9 protein-coding genes and 1 pseudogene are annotated in these 22630 nt (G+C 52.8%); 6 read left to right on the top strand and 4 right to left on the bottom strand.

Annotated elements, in window-relative coordinates:
• Positions 1-678: 678 nt before the first annotated feature.
• Complete coding sequence (locus Q31b_RS19730; protein WP_146601346.1) at positions 679-1587, bottom strand: PEP-CTERM sorting domain-containing protein; 909 nt, start codon at positions 1585-1587, stop codon at positions 679-681.
• 1084 nt (positions 1588-2671) lie between these two features.
• Here Q31b_RS19730 and Q31b_RS19725 point away from each other — a divergent pair.
• The 5 genes and pseudogenes from Q31b_RS19725 (at position 2672) to Q31b_RS19705 (ending at position 12412) form a co-directional block, all read left to right on the top strand.
• Positions 2672-7984, top strand: a complete 5313-nt coding sequence (locus tag Q31b_RS19725) for a lamin tail domain-containing protein (RefSeq protein WP_146601345.1) — start codon at positions 2672-2674, stop codon at positions 7982-7984.
• An 83-nt stretch (positions 7985-8067) separates the two neighbouring features.
• Complete coding sequence (locus Q31b_RS19720) at positions 8068-8787, top strand: PEP-CTERM sorting domain-containing protein (RefSeq protein ID WP_197171885.1); 720 nt, start codon at positions 8068-8070, stop codon at positions 8785-8787.
• A gap of 305 nt (positions 8788-9092) precedes the next feature.
• A pseudogene (locus tag Q31b_RS19715) lies at positions 9093-9308 on the top strand (IS256 family transposase); the annotation flags it as partial.
• A gap of 194 nt (positions 9309-9502) precedes the next feature.
• A complete protein-coding gene (locus tag Q31b_RS19710; protein ID WP_146601342.1) occupies positions 9503-9895 on the top strand; it encodes a GxxExxY protein in 393 nt (130 codons plus the stop codon).
• A 1011-nt stretch (positions 9896-10906) separates the two neighbouring features.
• On the top strand, positions 10907-12412 hold the full coding sequence (locus Q31b_RS19705; RefSeq protein ID WP_146601341.1) for a sulfatase family protein: 1506 nt from the start codon (positions 10907-10909) through the stop codon (positions 12410-12412).
• Between the two features lie 33 nt (positions 12413-12445).
• On the opposite strand, the gene Q31b_RS19700 is transcribed toward Q31b_RS19705, so the two are convergent.
• The 3 genes from Q31b_RS19700 to Q31b_RS19690 form a co-directional block, all read right to left on the bottom strand.
• Positions 12446-13528, bottom strand: a complete 1083-nt coding sequence (locus tag Q31b_RS19700) for an endonuclease/exonuclease/phosphatase family protein (RefSeq protein WP_146601340.1) — start codon at positions 13526-13528, stop codon at positions 12446-12448.
• A gap of 292 nt (positions 13529-13820) precedes the next feature.
• Entirely contained in the window at positions 13821-14123 is a 303-nt protein-coding gene (locus Q31b_RS19695; protein WP_231617707.1) for a DUF4235 domain-containing protein, read from the bottom strand.
• Positions 14124-14791: 668 nt separating this feature from the next.
• A complete protein-coding gene (locus Q31b_RS19690) occupies positions 14792-15823 on the bottom strand; it encodes a DUF4261 domain-containing protein (protein ID WP_146601452.1) in 1032 nt (343 codons plus the stop codon).
• Positions 15824-16086: 263 nt separating this feature from the next.
• On the opposite strand from Q31b_RS19690, the gene uvrA reads away from it, so the two are divergent.
• Positions 16087-22581, top strand: coding sequence for an excinuclease ABC subunit UvrA (gene uvrA, locus Q31b_RS19685; RefSeq protein ID WP_146601338.1), 6495 nt, complete (start codon positions 16087-16089; stop codon positions 22579-22581).
• Positions 22582-22630: the final 49 nt, after the last annotated feature.

The following is a 22630-nucleotide window of genomic DNA, read 5'->3' as shown; positions in this document are numbered from 1 at the left end:
TCTCCAATTTTCCTTATTCGTGATGATGAGTGTTCCTAAAACCCCATGCTGTGTTGGGAACACTAATCGACCCTAATCACCACGAATCCAGCAGGCTCGTTCAGCATTTGATTCGCGACAATTAGCGCCATTGGCGGGCAAACTTTTGGGCGAACGCGAAGGACGTGTTTTGCCCGCTAATCACGCGAATGGGCGCCAATGAATAACGGCAACCTTTCGGTTACCGGTCAACATTGCTTCCCTCCGGTGCAAGCGATAGAGTCAAAAGAACGTGACGGGCAATCGCACATCGCGATTGTTCTTCGGACGCTTCTGAATCCCGAGCCTGAACCCAATTCCTCTCCAATTTCCTTATTAGTGATGATGAGTGCAGATTAGTGTTCCTAAAACCCCATACTGTGTTGGGAACACTAATCGACCCTAATCACCACGAATCCGGCAGGCTCGTTCAGCATTTGATTCGCGACAATTAGCGCCATTGGCGGGCAAACTTTTGGGCGAACGCGAAGGAAGTGTTTTGCCCGCTAATGACGCGAATGGGCGCCAATGAAAATACCGGAGAGTCTCAGATGATGGCAGGATGCTGTTGGCGAGCAAAAAAAAAGAGGCCGACGAATATTTCGTCGGCCTCAGTCGATTGCAGGTGATCGCTGCAAAAACGGTATGATAATCTGCGGCTTACTTTTGACGACGACGGCGAACAATCATGCCGACCCCGCAAAGTCCAAGAACCGCCAACGAGCCGGGCTCTGGAACTGCGCTAGGGGCAAGCGAAAGCGTTTGCCCGCTGTTTGTTACAAGGAAACCACTGTCAAAGATGGTTTCATCGACGATGTTGCCATCGAGTAGCCAACCGCCACCGATGACTTCGCTGCGCCAAGCGGTGCCGACGAGTCCATCAATGGTCCATGAACCGGTCCAAGCATCCGAGACATCGATAGTGCCCGCGAGCGTCGTGGTATCGCCACCGCCAGAAAGCACCGCCGAGCCGCCGATAGTCATAAGGCCAGTGTCCCCGACGCCAAATATCCCCGTTGTGATCGTACCGCCATTGACATTCATAGTGCTGGCGTTCTGGGCACCGAACTGCGCGGTACCTTGAGGGGCAATTCCGTTTAAGTGGGTGCCACCATTAATCGTGATGGTGCCGCCGCCATTGGCTTGGAAATCATCATCCACGTTAGTGACCGAGCCGTCGTTGAAAATGAAGTTGCCGCCCGCGCCGCCTGTGAAGATGTCGTCACCGACGTTAACCGTTACATTATTGAATGTAACGCTGTCAGGGGTTGTGCCCACAACGTCTGTAGCCGCTGTCACCGTAATACCGCCATCAAAAATAAGGTCACCGCCCACGATTAAACCAAGGGCAGCTGAGGTATTTGGCCAAGTCGCGTCAACATTCACATTGGCCGTGTCACCGGATACAGGCAATCCCGTTGCAGGCGATCCCCCTGTGGACCAGTTCGCCACAACATTGAGGTTACTGGCACCCCCAGTATCCCCAAGATAGGTAAATACATCAGCCGAGGCGGACGAGCCGGCGACGATCATTGCCACCAACGGTACCACACATTTCCAAAATTTCATCAAAATCTCTCTCTGTTAAAGAATAACAATCACAGTATTGGAACAGGCCGGGGGGCCTCGATCCAACCATCAACACTTACCTAACCTACCTAAGTCTCAAACAATGCACAAGCAAATTAACCGTAAACTTCAGAAAAGTTAATCAACCGGAATTGCCATCACGTCCTCAACACATGTAATTTGCCGCGTTTTCTTTCGATTTTTACGCTATTTTTTTTGCTGATCCGATCTTCAGGGTGCGTTCGCTTCGTTTGCGACCCTAATAATTTGGAATAAAAACCCCGTTGGGGTAGGATGAATTGCAACGAAAACAGCCCCTAAGATCTGTCCGGTTGAAAGAAACGACTTCACCTCTGGCTTTCCGCCCCCCGGCAAAGAGGTCGTGCAGTTATTGCGTTCAGCTGAGTCTACAACTTAACCTCCACTCCCAAGGGAAGCTTGAAGGAGGTCGAACACGGCATTAAGCCGACGTTCGGGAGGGGGCCTACACGATGTGCTTCCGGCAGGCCCCCTCCCTCGCGAATGCCTTAAGGGCATCGCTCCCCCAGCTGCGTCGGGAGAGGTGCAACGGGTGAAGTCGACAGAGAGTCCTTCTGTTGATACGGATGTGCTTCGTGATCCGGGGCTAATCGGCCTGCTGATTTAATCGGTTTGACTCGACTGATTGTTTAACGCCAAGCCATAGGCGACCGTTTACGGAAAAGCTGACGCCTTCGGCTAAGCGTTAAACGATTAAATCGACAGGCCGCTAATCGCTGAAATGCCGGCGGCATAATCGTCAACCAAATGACGCAGTAGGACAATCGACGTCGCTCGGGGTAGGTTGAATTGCCAGGAAAACAAACAAGATTCGTTATTCCCCATCAATGCCCCACAAACTCTTCTGATATACTGGCGCCACGCGTGACGTTCTTTGGGCAGAAGCGAAGCGATTGCAACGCAAACGGATCGAGCTATTCTAGACGATGCTAAAATCAGTCAGTTATTCCACAGGTTTTCGACTCGGCGACGTGATAGGAAAATTGAGTTACCGAACGACGATCATTTCTTATTCCTAGAATGCATACCAAACCTTGAGGCTCCGATGCCCCGCTTGCGACCGAAGAAGACCCGACTCCGTCGACTGGAAACACTCGAAAAACGCCAATTGCTGGCGGCCGACTTTCAACTCACCGAGTTCCTTGCTTCCAATGGTTCCTCTTTGACCGACAGCTATGGTCGATCATCGGATTGGGTTGAGATTCGAAATATCGGTGACATGGCGGGTGACCTCGAAGGTTGGTCCTTGACCGATGACGCTGATGAATTGGATCAATGGACGTTCCCCGACACACCGCAATCGGAATTGGCGGCGGGGGAATTCTTGGTGGTGTTTGCATCTGGCGATGGCACACCCGAACCGTCGAGCGGTGAACTTCACACGAATTTCAAACTCAGTGCGGATGGCGAGTACCTTGCCTTGGTTCGCCCCGATGGTCAAGTTGCCAACGAGTTTGGTTCCGCGACAAGTGACTATCCCGAACAGTTTCAAGACATCTCCTACGGGATTGATCCGTCCGTTGTATCCGGGAATGCTCATCGATACTTTTCCACTCCAACGCCGGGCTCAGTCAACGGAGTGGGCGTCGAGGGGTTTGTGGAAGACACCACGTTTAGTTTGGACCGTGGCTTTTACACGGCGCCGATCGTCGTGAATGTGACCTCGGCGACAACGGGTGCGACAATCGTCTACACCACGGACGGCAGTACTCCGACGCTGTCCAACGGAACGGCCGTTTTCGCAGGTGCAAACACCTCGCCAACCGCATCGGTACCGATCACGACGACGACGCTTCGCGCCGCTGCGTTCAAGACCGGTTTGTTGGCAACCAACGTCGATACTCAATCGTATTTCTACTTGAATGACGTGGTGGATCAGCCTGCGGATCCAAGCGGATTTCCGAACAAGTGGGGTTCAGCGAACGCTGACTACGAAGTCGATCCTGACATTGCGAATGCGGAAGTCCTGACGGCTCTCATGGATTTACCGACGCTATCGCTGACTGCGGATGTCGACGACATCTTTGGTACCGATGGTATTTACAGCAATCCGCGAGAGGAAGATATTGAGATTGCCTCATCGGTGGAATGGATACTCGCAGACGGAAGTTCTGGATTTCAGATCGATGCGGGTCTTCAAATCTCAGGCGGTGCAAGTCGGATTCCCACTTCGTCCCCCAAGCATTCGATGAGTCTTCGATTCCGATCGGAATACGGTGCAGGACGTTTAAATTATCCGCTGTTCGATGACGCAGTCAACGCTGCGCTCGGGGGTTCGGCAGTAACCGAATTCAATAGCCTGCAATTGAGGGCGGTGTACAACAATTCGTGGGTCCACAATAACGCGGAACAGCGCGAACGCGCAACCATGATCCGCGATCAGTTCATTCGTGATTCGATGATCGCGATGGGCAATGATGATGGAGGGCGTGGAACCTATGCGAACCTGTATTTGAATGGTTTGTATTGGGGCGTCTACAACGTGCATGAACGACCCGAGGCGTCACACTACGCTGCCTACCATGGCGGCGATGACGATCGAATCGACGCACTCAATGGGGGGACGCCAGTTGATGGAACGATCGATTCCTACAACGCGCTGCAGGCAGCGGCGGCCGCCAAAGACTGGGATGAAGTGACCGAGCGGTTGGACGTCGACAATTTTATCGACTTCACGATTATCAATGCCTATGGTGGCAACTCTGATATCAAGCCCCACAACAACTGGCGAGCGGCTGGCGGTGGACTTGATGACGCCAAGTGGCGAATGTACGCATGGGACAGCGAGCGGACGTTGGAGGGTGTCGATGGTACTCTGCCCAGTGGGATGGTTGACCCAACCGAAATGTTGGCCGACCTGTCGGAGATTCCTGAATTTGTGGTTCGCTTCGGAGACCGACTGCACATGCACTTTTCAGAAGGCGGTGCCCTGACTCCAGCCGCCAATCAAGCGAGATTCAACGCTCGTGTGGACGAGTTGCAAGACGCCATTGCTGGCGAATCGGCTCGTTGGGGTGATTACCGCGTCGCGCAGCAACCCTACACCAAGGAAGCGGAGTGGACGACTGAGATTAACCGATTGATCAATGAGTATTTTCCGGACCGGTCGGACCTTGTTCTCGATGACTACAAGACAATCGGGTTATACCCTAACTTGGAAGCGCCCAAGACACTGATTGATTCCGGTGTTCAAGTTGGTGGTCCAGTGGATCCAGGCAGCGAATTGACGTTTTCCGCAAGCGTTGGATCGATTTATTACACGACCGATGGATCGGACCCGCGTCTTGCCGGCGGCAGTGTGAATCCTGACGCTACCCTTTACAACCACACGAACCAGCGAGAGATCGTCAGCGCCGGGGCATCGTGGATGTATGATGATACTGGCACGGACCTGGGAACCGCTTGGCAATTTTCCAGCTATGATGATTCGGCATGGTCGATGGGCGATGCTGAACTTGGCTACGGAGAGTCCGATGAGGCGACGGTGATTTCGTACGGCGCCGATCCAGCCGACAAATTTCCGACGGCGTATTTCCGGAAAACCATCACGGTGACCGAAGCGTTTGACGCCTTGGCATTGCAGTTAAAAGTGGACGATGGAGCGGTCGTCTACATCAATGGTGTCGAAGCCGCTCGAATGAATATGCCGACCGGTTCGATCGACTACTCTACCGGTGCCAGCAACGCGGCAGCTGATGACGGCAATACCTTTACCGGCATCACGTTGGATCCCAACTTGTTGGTCGTTGGCAACAACGTCATCGCAATCGAAGTGCATCAAGTCCGCAGTATGGTGAATGGCGAGCGAACCGGGCCGGTCGGCAGCAGTGATTTTAGCTTTGATGCCGCGTTGGTCGGCGCTACAAGTGTGGACGATCCGATCGTGTTAAACCAATCGGTGCAAATTCGTACGCGGGCCGTGGATACAGAAGGCGAGTGGTCAGCGCTTCAGGCATCCGACTTTGTTGTGGCCGGAGCAGTCGCGGATGCGACGAATTTTAGGATCACCGAAATCAACTACCATCCTCATGAAGTGACCGATGCCGAAATCGATGCGGTTCCAGGATCCGTCGCGGATGATTTCGACTTCGAGTTCATTGAGGTCATGAACACGTCGGCCAGCGAAGCGATTTCTCTCTCGGGCCTACGTCTAGCGAACGCCGTCGAGTTTGAGTTCGATGACGTGGTGCTAGCACCGATGCAGCGCGCGGTCGTCGTCGCAGACGCCGTATCCTTTGCGACTCGTTACGGTTCTTCCGCTGATTCGCCGATTTTGGTTCTCGGCACGTGGAGCGGAAGTTTGAAGAACAGCAGCGAAGAGATTCAGATCATCGACGAGAGCGACAATGTCATTATGGCGGTTGAGTATATTGACAGTGATCCGTGGCCCATCGCCGCAGACGGCAGCGGCGGGACGCTTTCACTTATCGACCCCTTGAACACTCCCGCCGACCAGTTGGAAAAACCCTACCGTTGGGCTGTTGGCGGAGTCGTGGGGGGATCACCCGGCGGTGATTATTTGGCGCCCCAGGGAATCATAATCAACGAAATCCTTTCGCACACGGACGCTCCTCAATCCGATTCGATTGAACTTCTCAACGCTAGCGATCAGGTGATCGATATTAGTGGTTGGTGGTTGAGCGATTCGGGAGACGAATTACTGAAGTATCAAATCCCGACCATCGCGGCATTGCAGCCTGGTGAAGTGGTTGTGTTTGACGAAGAGGATTTCAACGTCGATCCCGCACTGCCTGGCCAAGTCAGCTTCGCACTCAATGGCGCAGAAGGCGAAGAGGTCTACTTGACCCAGGCCGTCGGCGGCGTGGTCACTCGAATAGAGGATGCCGTTGAATTTGGTGCGACCTTCAACGGCATGTCATTGGGACGGATACCGGACACCTTGCGTTTGGTCCCGCTGCAAGATCGAAGCCTAGGCTTCACCAATGGCGACTTCGCATTTTCAGACGTGGTGATCAGCGAGTTGAACTACCATCCAGGCCAGGTTTCCCAAGCAGCATTGGATTTGGACCCATCGATGACACCCAGCGACTTGGAATTTATCGAGCTCACCAACCGGACCGGGTCCACTATTGACCTGACGGATTGGAGACTTCGTGGAGAAGCTGATTTCGATTTTGCGACCGGTCAATTGATGGCGTCGGGTCAAAGTTTGGTGGTCACGACGTTTGATCCATCGGACTCGGCTAATGAAAGCCGAGTCGCGGCCTTCAAAGCTCAGTTTGGAATCGGAGAGACGGTTGTGTTGGTCGGTCCCTTTTCCGGTTCGCTCTCCAATAACCACGGCGTGGTCAAGCTGCAATCGCCCGATGAGCCGCCATTGGATGATCCGGGGATTACGCCACACATCAACGTTGACGAGTTATTCTACGACGACTTGGCCCCTTGGCCCGTTTCCGCCGATGGCTCCGGCAATTCTTTGAATCGGATCGATCCTTCTCCCTTGGGTGCGGACGCGTCAAGCTGGGAGGCAGCGACTCCGACGCCAGGCACGAATACGCTTTCACTCCCGGATCAAGTGGTCCGACTTCGCTCATACGGACGGCAATTCAATCGTCGAAATTCTACCTGGGGGTTCCAAGCCTTCGTGGTCAACACGACGCCCGATACCTTCAGCTATCCGATGCGATTGCTGATTAAGAACTTAGAGCCTGCCGGTGCGGTGGTCGCCAATCCCGATGGTGTGCTCAGCGACGGTACCCCGTATTTCGAGATATTGGGCGAGGGAACACTTTCACCCGGCGGTTTCACCGATTCGCTCGTGATCGCAGTCGAAACGCCTGGGCAATCCGGTTACAACTTTGACGGCGTGCTACAAAGCATCGTTTCGTCGAGTGGTTCGATGGACGATGGAAACATCCAACAGCTGGCATTGACAAGTGAGGAAGGGACCCCGCCAACATTCCATAACGACAACCTCGATGGCGATGTCAATCGTGACGGGAAGGTTACCGCTCTCGATGCATTAAACGTCATCAATCATTTAGCACAACAGGAAACGTTGGTTGGTGAGGAGATTGCTGGCATCATGAACATGGCCGCCAGCCCGTTGTACGATGTTTCCAACGATGGCGAGATCACCGCACTCGATGCATTGCTCGTGATCAATCAACTATCGCAGCAACCTTCGTCTGCGGTGGTCGCATCAACTCTCGGCGAGGCCGAGCGGAATCCACTTGGCTCGGATCAAGCCACCGACATCGTACTGCTAGATTTTTTCGAACCAAGTACCAGTCGAAGGATCGGAAGTGGTAGTCTCGATGACCGAGTATCAGAAGGTCGAGAGGACGATGGCATGTTGTTCAATGAACTCGATTGGCTGCAACGGTCACTCTTTTGAAAAAACAAAACCAAAGTTCTCATTCTCCAACCCTAAGTACTACAATACGCATCAAATCAATCATTGAGATGGAAGGCACAGCGATGAATCAATTATTCTACAAAACCACTCATTCGGTCCGGCAGGTCGTTCAAGTCACGATTTATGCTTGGTGTTGCCTATCGACGAGTTTTGCTGTTGCCGCGATCAGTAACGGTGACTTTTCTCAACCTGAAACGCCTGCCGATTCCACTCAAGATTTCTTTGTTAGCTGGGAGGTCGATCCGCTATTTGGCGATCCACCGACGGATGACAACGGCCAAGCAAAGTTCCTCGTCGGCGACGGTTCGGATGCGGTTCAGTTGCAACAGGAGTTCACATTGCCTGAGGGCTCGATGTTACTGATGTTTCAGTATCGGCTTGGCACCGACGGAGTATTTGATTCGAACGGAGTTCGGGACAGCTTTCAAGCGACACTATTCGATCCAGATACGTTTGACCCGTTATTGGCGATCAGCGACCCTGTTTTTCCTTCGTTTTTCAGCGTCGATAACGACGGCACGGAATTTCTTGGATCGGCAACCACCCGACAGGATGATGGTATGTTTGCGACGATCACCACGGACGTCTCTTCGCTGGCTGGGCGAACGGTATTGTTAGAATTCATGGCAGCCGGGAATTCACTCCAATCGGACGGTCTGGATACGACGATTTGGCTGGACAACGTATCGATCAGTGCCGTGCCTGAACCGTCGCTGCCGATCGGATTAGCAAGCGTTGGAATTCTCCTGGCCGCCCGACGTCGGCGGAAAACCCCATTTTAGATAGCAATTGTAAAGGCAAATCCATCAGCCAAGGTGTTGGAGTTTGCAACAAGCGTGATGCCCGAGATGCCAACGATACCATCCACGGCAAGCTGGAATGTACCTCCGCGACCCCTCTGAGTAGCCACTGAGTTTAATCAGAAACTTCAAGCGGATAGAATTCGCAAGAAGGTTTTGCAAACTCCAGAAAGGGACATCCAAATGAGATATTATCAAAAGTTGTGTTCTTGAAGAAATGAAAAAGGTGGCGCATCCTGTTGGAACTTCAACCCTCCAACGGCCCGAAGTGGGCAAAGGAATACGCCATGAACCAAGTTAAAACAGAACGAACCGCTTTACCAGTGGACGAGCCGCTCGATCCGGAAGTGATTTCTTTCCGAGCTCAGTTCGACGAGAAAAGCCCATTGGATGAACTGGTCCGTGAAGGAGCCCGCAAAATGCTTCAAGCCGCGATTGACGCCGAAGTGGAAGGCTTTCTCGCTCAGCACGCCAACCGCCTTGACGAACGTGGTCGGCGGCTTCATAGCGAGGTTGTCGAGGCATTTTGCTCTCCTTGGTTTAATCAGTGTTCCTCGAATCTACCAAGATTGAACCGATAGATCAAAAAGAAAATGGCTGGCCCCAAATGACGCCCCAATTGACACCTAGAAAATGAGTGTTCGATTAGCGAAGATTAGTGTTACCCACATTCGCCCCTCAATAAGGATGCTATTTTATGTTGAAGCAAGAAGGCTACGATCTGATGGGGGCCGCTTTCGAGGTCTATAACGAGCTTGGCTACGGCATGGCTGAAGATGTCTACCAATCGGCATTGGAGGTTGAACTGGGACTTCGGACAATTGGCTTTGTGGCCCAGGCGGAACTCGACATCTACTTCAAGGGGCATCATCTCAATGCAAAGTACCGACCTGACTTACTGGTATTTGGTGAAATCGTGGTCGAGTTGAAGGCGTTGAAGGAACTGTGCTCGGATCATGAGGCACAACTGTTTAATTACATGCGAATCGCCCGCAAACGGGTCGGCTATCTCATCAACTTTGGAAAGAAAGGTGAACTGGAATGGAAGCGTTTTGTCATCGACGATCTTCACGTCCCCAATAATCGTTAAGAATTAAATGCTGAACACTAATCAGCGCTAATCGCACACTAATCCATTCATCACGCACGGCCATTTGCGTTCGATTGAGCGGCAGCCTGGAAAATGAGTGTTCGATTAGCGAAGATCAGTGTTACCATATTCGCCCCTCAACCAGGATGAAATTTAAGGTTGACCCTCTGCGTCAACATGAGTGAGACAACTTTGAGTTTTTTCAAAGTTGAGGGAACGGAGAATTTGGAACACTAATCAGCACTAATCGCACACTAATCCATTCATCACGTACGGCCATTCGTGTTCGATTGAGCGGCAGCCTAGAAAATGAGTGTTCGATTAGCGAAGATTAGTGTTCCCATATTCGCCCCTCAACCAGGATGCAATTTAAGGTTGACACTCTGTGCCAACATGAGTGAGACAACTTTGAGTTTTTTCAAAGTTGAGGGAACGGAGAATTTGGAACACTAATCAGCACTAATCGCACACTAATCCATTCATCACGCACGGACATTTGTGTTCGATTGAGCGGCAGCCTGGAAAATGAGTGTTCGATTAGCGAAGATCAGTGTTACCATATTCGCCCCTCAACCAGGATGAAATTTAAGGTTGACCCTCTGCGTCAACATGAGTGAGACAACTTTGAGTTTTTTCAAAGTTGAGGGAACGGAGAATTTGGAACACTAATCAGCACTAATCGCACACTAATCCATTCATCACGCACCCCTCTGCGCCAACATGAGTGAGACAACTTTGAGTTTTTTCAAAGTTGAGGGAACGGAGAATTTGGAACACTAATCAGCACTAATCGCACACTCATCCATTCATCACGCACGGCCATTTGTGTTCGCTCAGTGAATAATAGCATTTCCAAGGCAGTCGAGGCTGCTTGCCCCCAGGACTGACACTACCGGCCCCCTGGCGAATCCCACTACCTCGAATGTAGTGACTTTTCAGCTATAGTGGTTGTCGTCGTTTGTTACCAAGTAATGACCCGATAATTCAAATCAAATACCGAGAACCACCAACATGAGACTGCTCGCATCCCTGTTCATCGTCCTATCCACAACCACGATTCTCAGCGCGGCGGACAATTCGAACACTGGCAAACCGAACGTCATCATTATTTTGGCCGATGATATGGGGTCGGGTGACGTCCATGCTCTCAATCCGAATTCAAAGATCCCCACCCCGAACCTGGACCGACTCTCTAAGGAGGGCGTCACGTTTACGGACGCTCACTCCGGTTCCGCCGTTTGCACGCCGACACGCTACGGATTGGTGACAGGACGTTACTGCTGGCGCAGCCGACTCAAAAATGGTGTTCTCAATGGCTATTCAACACACCTGATTGAACCGGAGCGGTTCACGATCGCGGATCTCTTCAAGGCCAGCGGATACACCACGGCTTGCTTCGGCAAGTGGCATTTGGGTATGGACCTGCCACTCCAAGGAAAAAACAAACTGGATCTAACGGGCAAGGTTGCCAATGGGCCGTTGGAAAATGGTTTCGATCGCTTTTATGGCATCACCGCCTCATTGGACTTCCCGCCATATGTCTTCATCAACGATGATAAGATTGATGCCGAAGCAGTCGAGATGAAACCAAACCGTGAGTTCCCAGAATATTTACGAGCCGGAGAGACGGGAACCGAGTTCGAGCACGAACGGGTACTTGATCAACTGACCGAGACCACGGTGGACTACATCAAGAAGCAGGCCGCAGCCGAGCAGCCGTTTTTCATCTACTTGCCGCTGCCAGCACCGCACAAGCCGGTCATGCCCGCCAAACGCTTCCAAGGGAAATCAGGGATCGGACCGTATGGCGATTATGTGATTCAAACCGACTGGACGGTTGGGCAAGTGATGGCCGCTGTGCAGGACGTCGGTATCGATGAGAATACGATGATCCTTTTCACCAGCGACAACGGCTCGTTCATGAAACGCCTCCACTCGCCCGAGAACCCAGGAGTGGGTGCGGATGGAGCCGACCATACAACGGACGAATCCGTTCAAGGCTATCACGCAGCGACCCACGATGCGAATTTCCCCTATCGCGGACAGAAGGCGGACATCTTCGATGGTGGACACCGAGTGCCGTTCTTTGTGCGATTCCCGGGGAGGTTCAAGGCCGGTCTTGCATCGGATACCACAACCAGTATCGTGGATATCCTCGCCACCTGCGCTGACGTCATTGGCCAACAGATCCCCGACGACGCAGGCGAAGACAGCTACAGTTTCTATTCGCTGCTTTCTCAGCAAGGCGATTACGAACGGGCACCCGTTATTGGGCATTCCATCAACGGCTCTTTTGCACTCTTTTCAGGGAAATGGAAATTCATTGCCACGCGAGGTTCAGGCGGGCGATCGCGACCGAGTAGCAGACCGTTCGACAAGCCCTACCAACTCTACGACCACTCTCAAGATATCGAAGAACTCAATAACTTGATTAGCGAACAACCCGAGTTGGCCGAACAGTTGGAAAAGACGCTGCAGTCGATGATCGACGAACCAGGCCAAGCAAGAAAGGAATAGTGGTTAAACGAGAACTCGACGGAGTATCGCTGTCTAGACATGCTCTCGCGTTTTCAATTCCTCTGCCAATTCTTCATCCGCTTCCGAAGCTTCCAACGATTCTTGCTGATCAGTCATCTCGTGTTCATACTGGAGTTCGATTAAAATCGGAAAGTGATCAGAACCGACGTTGCCGAGACGACGTAGTTGCCGCAGCCCAAAATGTTGCGAATGGAAGACATGATCAAGCGGAAATCGCATGAAGGCGTGCTGTGCATGGAACGAGTTGTAGAAGCCTCGGCCACGTCGCGGATCCAATAAATCACTGATTCGCAGAAATAGCCGCGTCGTTCGGGACCACGCAACGTCGTTCAAATCGCCACCGACAATGACTGGCCCTTTCTCCGTTTGCAATTGTTCACCATGCACCATCATTTCTGCGTCCCGGCTACTTGAATCGTTATCACGCAGTGGTTCAGGAGGACGCGGGTGGACGCAAATCAATTGAATGGTTTCTCCTGATCTCAATCTGAGTTTGGCGTGGATCGATGGTATGTCCTGCTGAACGAGGAATTTCAGATCCGACTCGACGATTGGCAATTTGGATGCGAGCAGCATCCCGTACCAATTGTCTTGTGGGTAGGCGATCTGATGCGGATAACGTGATCGCCAATCGACCAAAGCATCCATCCAAGAATCGTCGACCTCCAGAGCAACGACGACGTCTGGATTTTCTTTCTCGATGGTCCGCATCCATGTTTCGTACTGATCGTTTTCCATCTCCACGTTGCTGATAATCAATCGCAAGCTGTTGTCAGAATCCGGCGTGGGCGGTGAAAGAGTTTGCTGCGGCCAAATGGGTGTATAGGGAACAATTCGGTATCCATGCCAGCCCATCAAGAACAGAACAATCAAAGCAACCATCCAGCTAGCCCATATAGGAATCGCTGTCGATAGGCAAATTTGGATAACAAAGAAGGCGGTCGCGACAAAAACCGCAATGCCAAGGATTTGCATCCGCGGGAAATCCCAGGCCCGAATGAACCAATGAGAAGATGTGCTGATGTTAAGTAGCGAACCAACCGTCAACGCAACCAACACGACGATGCAGATGATTTGGATAGCGGTGGCGATCATGTCTATTTGGCTTTTTGCGAAAGGGGTATGCAAACGATTGGATTTAGAAACGAAGCCAACGAGGGAAAGTTTTTAAGAGGTATCGATTGTACGACGCAGCGAAACAATTGCCGCTAAGGTGAATGGGATGTAGGCGACGACATCACGTACGACACAGTGAAAATGCTCGGACGTCCAAGATAAAAAGCCATCAAGCGAAAATGAAATCCGATATCAAAGTCTGCTATCTCATCGCGATTGATTTGTGTGATGATGGATTGGCGGGATGATGTCGCTGATTCAACTGCAAGCGTTAAGAGCGGAAATGATTGTAGGCGGCGGAGGATGTTCGCCGTGATGCGATCCGAGCCATGCCGACGACCGCTCCTGAGAGAGCTCCCCATAGCAATGCATCTTTCCAATCCACTTCGGGCGAAGCCGGGTTCTTCGGCGGGTCACGATCGAGCGTGGTTCGCCAGCTCGCTTGCAAAGCATTTCTTGCCAGAAAGGTTGCCGCAATAGCCGCTCCAAAGGCAAGCATGTTTTCTCTCTTCCCAATGCCCTCGTTTCGCTCATCGGGCTCATTGGAAAATCGTTCTTCGATCGAAGTACGCATTTTATCAAATTTTTGTTCTCGTTCGTTGCGCATGAATTCGTTTCGTTTGAGACGTGTAAAAGCGGCGAGTGGTGCGTGAGGTCGTTGAGTCGATCAATGGTTATTGTGGTTTATCCATGTGACACGTTCCCTCATTGCTTCTCCCTCGTTTGTATTGCCGAATTGATTTCTTTCGGAAGGGCAAATAGCAGACATCCAAACGACTCAGCGATTACCCGGTACAAAGACGGTAGATGCAAAGGGCATGCCACGTGTGGGCGTGGGCAAATCGTAAACGTGTTCCCGTGCTCCCGCCGGTGAGCCCAATGGGTAGAGTTCCCTGTGTCACGAGCCTCATGAGAGGAGGCGGAAGCTCCCTTGCCCCGTCACGAGGCAGGAGCCTCGAACAGAGTAAATCTGCCAGCCGAGCGTTTGCGGGCGCGTCGCTTGACTTCATCGCATTCGACCAATCGTCTGCCAAGTTGGTCGCTCATCCTCCAGGTGGCGTAGGTTTCCCGCTTGTGAATGCTACGACGGAATCAGGAAACCTAGCGCTTCGTCAAAAGAGGACTTTAGGGTTGCGTTTTTTTGTGGCAGTGGCTTCCAGCCGCAGAACTGGGGCTGGAGGCCCCAGTCACGATATACCGCACCCTAAAGATAAAACGGGACGAAACAGGACGCCCTTTTTGCTAAAAATCGTCGTCGAGGAAATCTTCGTCGAATTCATCATCATCATCTTCTTCGTCGAGTTCGTCGGGTGCTTCGCCGCGTGCTAGCAGTTCCGCTGGGGGATCGGAACCGTTTTGAGGGATCCATCGCATGGTTGCCCGCGGGGGATCCGACAAAGCCTCGTCGCATTCCATCGCCATCCAATTGATTTCTCCTGGTCCGTCCGCAGTATCTCCTTCTTCCACCTCCTCGTCCGACGTCAACATATAGAGTGAGGCATTGCGTAGGAACCGTTCAACATCCGCGGGATCAAACTGATCGGTACGAAAAACCGCTTCTAAATCGGGTAGGTCGAGTTGTCCGTTTCCGACGGTGTCCATCAACGACCAAGTTTCGTCCGCTTTGAAGATTCGGACATTTGTCCACATATCGAGCGCAGGCAACTGATGATTCCAGGCATAATTCAAACCTTGCCGCAAACTATTTTGCCCTCTGAGAATCTCACCGCCTGGATTGAAGTAGCAAATCGCTTGCGGCAACTCCAATAGTTCCGTCACGGCGCGAGTAATGAATTGCATTTCGTGCATCGCATCATAATCTTCGGGCACGAGCGGGATGTCCTCGTCATCCTCTTCCCCCTCGATTTCTTCGGTACCCAGAACGTAGCTTATCAATAGCCGGATGTGTGCGGTATGTTCGGCGACCGCCTGACCGCCTTCCTCCCAGCCCCACGATTGCTCACCAGCTCGTTGCAGACATCCGGGGAAGGCCAGGGGGCCGAATTGGCCGAGAGACCAAGCGACAAAACGTTCAGGCGATTCGTCGGGGTCTCCCATATCATCGGGCCAGCGCGACCTCGACGGCGTCACCAATAAATGGCCACCAACGTCCTCACGATACTTTAAGACCAGCGTTTCCGGTGCGTCATCATCCTCGATCGACTCGTGTCGACCGACGATTTCAAACGCCTTTAACCGTTCTTCTAAGTCCTGAATCGAGACCGGTTCGCGCAGCAGGATGCACATTCCTTGAGTGAACAATCCTTTTGCCATTTGCTGCGTCACCTCTTTCATGTCGATTCGTAAGGACAAATCTTACCCCAAATGAATAAATTTCACGAGGGCACGCGCCCTTTCTCTGCCTTGTTGATATTCTTAGCTTGAGGCTTCTCAAGATTGGCGCTCGGTTCTCCGAGCGGAAAGAGTCTTCGGTTTAGGGATCGGAAGCTGGGCCGAGCCTATCGGTGGACGCTTTCCGCTCGGCGAGCCGAGCGACATATGCACAGAATAACAGGAAAAAAGGTATCATTTCCGGTATGGCGACCAAGGAAATCACAGTCAAAGGCGCTCGAGAACACAATTTGCGAGACGTCAATTTGACGCTACCGCGAGGCGAATTGATCTGTTTCTCAGGGGTTAGTGGCAGTGGAAAATCTTCGCTAGCATTTGACACTCTGTACGCGGAAGGCCAACGTCGGTATGTCGAGAGTTTGAGCAATTACGCTCGGCAGTTCATGGGTCAAATGCCCAAACCCGACGTCGATTTTGTGGGCGGTTTAAGTCCATCGATCTCGATCAGCCAAAAATCGTCGGGTAATAACCCGCGTAGTACCGTTGGCACAATCACCGAAATTTACGATTTTTTGCGAGTCCTTTTCGCTCGCGTCGGCACCGGCCATTGCCCCGATTGTGGCTGTGAAATCACGGCACAATCTCGCGATGCGATCGCTTCACGCATTTTATCGCTACCGGCCGGAGCGACGTTGTGGTTGATGGCTCCTCTCGTTCGCGGTCAAAAGGGAGAATTTCGCGACCTGTTTGATGACCTTCGCAAACAGGGTTTCTCGCGTGCACGTGTTGACGGCGAAACGATTCAATTACACGATCCCCCCACCCTCGATCGACAACATCGCCACGATGTGGAAGTCGTCGTCGCTCGCATCGATCCTGACTCGCGGGATCGTGGCCGAGTGATTGAAGCGCTTGAAACGGCGTTAAAGCTAGGTGAATCGTCGGCGATTGTCTCGCTAACCGAAGCCAACGATGCGGCTACGGCGGAACCAGCCGAAGACGTGTTGTATTCGTCCAAGTACGCCTGCGGCGCGTGTGGCAAAAGTTTCAAACCGCCATCCCCTCAACTGTTTAGCTTCAATAGCCCGCAAGGCATGTGCCCCGCCTGCGATGGAATCGGGCATCTCTACACGTTCGTGCCCGAATTGTTGATTCCTGACGACTCGCTGTCGATCCGCAAAGGTGCCATCGACCTACTCGGTAAATGGGGTGACCTGGGCCGCTATCGCCGCCATATCTACAAGGGCGTCGCCGATGCGATGGATCAAACGCTTGATCTCAAGCCCGGCACCATGCTCGAAGGCAAATGGCGAGACTTACCCGACGAAGCAAAACACATTTGGCTCTGGGGCACCAACGACGCTCTTGAATTTGTCTGGCGAGGGGGACGCAAAGCAAAGAAGTATTCCGGATCCTTCGAAGGCTTCATTCCCGAACTGCTAACGCGATACAAAACCAATCGCAACAAGATGCAGCAAAAGCAGTTCGAAAAATACATGAGTACAATCGATTGCCTCGATTGCCATGGACGACGACTGAACGACCAAGCAAGCGCGGTCACACTTAGCACCGCTAACCGATCTTTTCTAGAATCATTCCACATTGAAAAGCAAACGTTGCCGGAATTGTGCGAACTTCCAATCGATCGTTTGGTTGACTTCTTCAGCGACGTCACGCTCAACGAAACCGACGCCAAGATCGCCTCGGAAGCACTCAAGGAAATCCGCACTCGTTTGGGATTCCTACTCGGCGTCGGCTTGGACTATCTCACGTTGGGGCGGACAGCCCCTACTTTGTCGGGTGGCGAATCGCAGCGAATTCGCTTGGCAGGCCAAATCGGCAGCGGTTTGGTCGGCGTGCTCTATATCCTCGACGAGCCTTCGATTGGTTTGCATCCGCGTGATAACGATCGCTTGATCGAAACACTGACCCAACTTCGTGATCGAGGGAATACGCTGATCGTCGTCGAACACGACGAAGACACGATGCGTGCCGCGGATCGCGTCATCGACTTTGGGCCGGGTCCGGGCATCAAGGGGGGGGAAATTGTCGCCGCTGGAAACGTGACGGCTGTCTCCAAGTCAAGCAAGAGTGTTACGGGCCAATTTTTGTCAGGCAAACGAAAGATCGAGCCGCCGAAAACCCTTCGCCCGATCGACGCCGAGACGCAGCTTACGATTTACGGTGCAACGTTTCACAATTTGAAGGATATCGATGTTTCGATCCCGCTGGGAACGGTCACTTGTGTGACGGGAGTTTCCGGTAGTGGCAAGAGTTCGCTGATCGGTGGAATCGTCGAACCCGCACTGAGGTGCGCCCTCAATGGAGCCAGCTGCGAAATTGGGACACATCGTTCGATCAGCGGACTCGAACATTTAGACAAAACGATCGCAATCGACCAATCGCCAATCGGACGGACGCCACGAAGTAACCCAGGCACCTACGTCAAGGTTTTTGACGAAATTCGAAATCTGTTCGCGAAGTTGACGGAGGCCAAAACGCGAGGTTACACGGCGAGCCGGTTTAGCTTTAACGTCGACGGCGGACGATGTGCCGCATGCAATGGCAACGGAGCGACGAAGCTCGAAATGGATTTCCTGGCCGACATTTGGGTGACGTGCCCCGTTTGCCAAGGACGTCGCTACAACCGCGAAACCCTATCGGTCGAGTTCAAAGGAAAATCGATCGCGGATGTGTTAGAGATGGACATTTCTGAAGGCTTGGAACTCTTCAAGAACATCCCCAAGGTGGCGGACAAATTGCAAACCTTGGTCGACGTGGGGCTCGAATATCTGCATCTCGGCCAACCGTCGCCGACGTTATCAGGCGGCGAAGCACAACGCATCAAATTGTCACGGGAACTGAGTAAACGCGAGACCGGACGCACCTTGTATGTTCTCGACGAACCGACAACAGGACTCCATTTTGCTGATATTCAACTGCTGCTCAACGTGATCCATGACTTGGCGGATCGTGGCAACACGATTGTGATTGTCGAGCACAACACCGACGTCATCAAAACGGCGGATTGGGTGATCGACCTCGGTCCCGAAGGTGGCGAGGGCGGAGGCCAAGTGGTCGCCGCGGGGCGACCTGCCGATGTCGCTAAGGTTGCTGGCAGTTATACCGGAGCCGCGCTGGCTCGGTCGTTGGGCATCAAACGCCAAGCGACCAAAAACTCGGTCGATTCGCCAGCCAAGGAAAAGCAATCAATGACCCCCGCGACGAACTCGGGGACACACGTGACCGTCGAAGGGGCGACCGAGCATAACTTGAAATCCGTTGACGTCGAGATTCCTCGCGATGCAATGACCGTATTCTGCGGACCGAGCGGGAGCGGAAAAAGTTCGCTCGCGATGGATACCATCTACGCCGAAGGCCAAAGACGTTACGTCGAATCGTTGTCCTCCTATGCCCGTCAATTCATTGGGCAAGTCCAAAAGCCCAAGGTCGAGCGGATCGAAGGGCTGTCACCCGCCGTCGCATTGGAGCAAAAGAATCTAGGGCATTCGCCACGCAGTACCGTTGGTACCGTGACCGAAATCTATGACTATTTGCGCATCTTGATGGCTCGGCTCGGGACGATGTACTGCCCCGATTGCCAAGTTCCCGTCGGCACGCAAACACCGGATCAAATTGTCGACAAGGTGATGTCGATGGCGACTGGGACGCGAGCACTATTGATGGCTCCGATCGACGTTCAATCGGGTCCCGCATCGGAGGACACATGGCAATCCCTGCGAAGTACGGGCTATCAACGCATCCGCATCAACGGCGTGACCGTTTCACTCGAAGAAGCTCCGATGCTCGATTCGCGTCAAAAGCATGACGTTCAAGTCGTCGTCGACCGAGTCGTGATCCAAGAATCGGACCGTTCGCGTATTAGCGATAGTGTCGAGCAGGCGTTATCGCTCGGCGTCGGTGAGCTAAAAGTCGCCATCGCCGATCCAGATCGAGTTGAAAACGATTGGCAGATCATCTCGCATAGCCAACATTTGGTTTGCGTCGATTGCGGACGTTCGTTTTCACACCTGACACCGCATCACTTTTCGTTCAACTCGTCGATCGGTTGGTGCCCACACTGTGAAGGTTTGGGGACGCAAACAGGTACCAATCCTGCCGCATTGATCGGTTCGCCGACGGCGACAATGGCAGATGGTGCCGCACTGCTTTGGCCATCGCTCGATCAATCCATATCGCGATCGATGCTGCGGGCCTTGTCACGCCATGCTCGTATTCCGATCGATATACCGTATGTCGATCTAACGGTCGCACAACGGCGAATCCTGTTCCACGGCACCCAAGACGCTTGGATCGAAGTTCGTGAAAGCGATGGAGCTTCGCAGTCCAACCCGAAAGCGAAAGCGAAAGACAAGACCGATGATGCGGTGTTGTTCCGGTATCAGTTCAAGGGGTTTTACCCTGCGTTGGCCGAAGCCGCTCGTTTGACGCCAGGATTGCGAGGGAAGTTGGAACAGTTTGTTGACCAAATTGATTGCAGCGCTTGCGATGGATCACGATTGCAAGAGGAAGCTGCAGCCGTCCGATTTCGAGAACGAACGATGGCCGATTTGGTGCAAATGCCACTCGGCCGATTGGCCGACCATGTGGCTTCATGGGAACTTGATAAACGAGAGCAAAAGATAGCGGGCGAATTGTTGCGAGAGGTGTCGTCACGAGTCCGATTCTTGCTCGACGTCGGACTCGAATACCTAACGCTTCATCGCGGCGCGGCAACGTTATCGGGTGGAGAGGCCCAACGGATTCGCTTGGCTTCGCAACTCGGCAGCGGTTTGTGTGGTGTGCTTTACGTTTTGGACGAACCAACCATTGGGCTGCATCCACGAGATAACACGCGGCTAATCGGAGCGTTACATCGGCTGCGAGATTTGGGTAACACGTTATTGGTGGTCGAGCACGATCATGATGTGATCGCCAACAGTGACTACTTGTGCGATTTTGGGCCGCGGGCAGGCCGCTATGGAGGGCGTTTGGTTGCACGAGGGAACCCGAAGTCGGTCGAGCCTTTCGATCAATCGGTTACCGCCGGCTATATCACCGGCAAGAAATCATTGGCCATTCCTACTTCACGGCGGCCCGTGCTTAGCCCAAGCGGAGATCCATACGTGAACTTGTTGTCCATCAAAGGAGCACGCGAAAACAATCTTAACGGCGTCGACTTTGATTTGCCACTTGGTGTGCTAACGGCGATCACCGGTCCAAGCGGCAGCGGAAAGAGTTCGTTGATCGAAGGTGTTTTGTATCCCGCCTTAGCTCGTCGATTGCACCGTGCCAAAGTTCGCCCAGGACGCCATGAAAAGATGGACGGCATTCGCTTTATCGACAAAGTGATCCAAGTCGACCAATCGCCGCTTGGCAATAGTCCGTCAAGTAACCCGGCAACCTACACGGGGATGTTCGACCTGATTCGTCAATTGTTTGCTGAGATCCCCGAAGCGGCTGAGCGGCGGTTTTCGTCGCGAACCTTTAGCTTCAACGTTTCGGGCGGTCGCTGCGAAACGTGTGAAGGAAACGGGCATCTAAAGGTCGAAATGCACTTTTTGCCTGATGTTTGGGTTCCCTGCGAAGATTGCAATTCTCGCCGCTATCGGCCTGATGTTTTGGACGTCAAATTCCATGGGAAGTCGATTGCGGATGTCTTGGAAATGCAGTGCGGCGAGGCTCTTGAATTGTTTGCAAACTATCCCCGTATCGCTCGCATCTTGCAAACCATTTGCGATGTCGGTCTGGACTATGTGACGCTGGGGCAACCGGCTCCGACGTTGTCGGGTGGTGAGGCTCAACGAGTGAAATTGGCTGCCGAGTTGGCTCGACCGATGACAGGCAAAACGCTCTACATTCTCGATGAACCGACCACCGGCTTGCACTTTGACGATATTGAAAAGCTGCTTGTTGTCATGCAACGGTTGGTCGAAATGGGCAATACGATCGCCGTCATTGAACACAATATGGATATTATCAAAAGTGCGGACTGGATTATCGACATGGGACCGGGCGCTGGCGTCGAAGGTGGCGAAATTGTATTCGCAGGAACGCCTGAACAACTCGTCGCCACGGCAAACAAAGCGAACGGCAGCCTGACAGCTCCCTACTTGGCCGAAGCAATGAACCCTGGCCAAACTTTTTCAAAGCCGAAACCGAAACCAGCGACGACCGCTTCCGGTAAAGCCACAAAGACCAGAACGACTACCGCAAAAGCAAGTAAAAAGAAGGCTGCTAAGAAGGCTAAGACGGCAAACGACGCCGCGGCGATGAAGAATCCTGCGGAGTCAGAAGGAGGGACCGACCTTTGGCAGGTACTCGGGCGTCGCTGGCATTCGCTCGCAAAAGGATTCCCCGAAAACTCGCAGCCCGTGTGGCCAATCGAATTGGCCGATAAGACGCTCCGATTGCTCGAACAAGTGGCTGGTGACGATTCGTTGCAATTCGATGCACCCGATCGCGTCGCGGTCAGACCCAAAGGCCGTAAAAATACGTGGGCCAGCGTCCAGACAAAAGAGATTACCGGCGTTCAAGTCACTCTGGAACGACCCCAGGAAGTCGCCGAATTGGATGCACTGCATGCGATCGGCGTTTGCGGCCCAGAGGGTGCAGATGGCGACACCACTGCAAAGGTGACTTTGCAGTTGACAGAACTAAAACACGTTCGGAGCCGAAAGCTCAAATCGTTCCTAAAAAAACACTTGGAACGATCAGAGATGAGTCAGAAAGATGATTAGCCCCTGCAATTGAGCGGACATCGTCCGCTCGCCCCATTAGCCCGACAAA

The sequence above is a fragment of the Novipirellula aureliae genome (genome assembly GCF_007860185.1).
Classification (GTDB): domain Bacteria; phylum Planctomycetota; class Planctomycetia; order Pirellulales; family Pirellulaceae; genus Novipirellula_A; species Novipirellula_A aureliae.
This window is presented reverse-complemented; position numbering and strand designations above follow the sequence as displayed.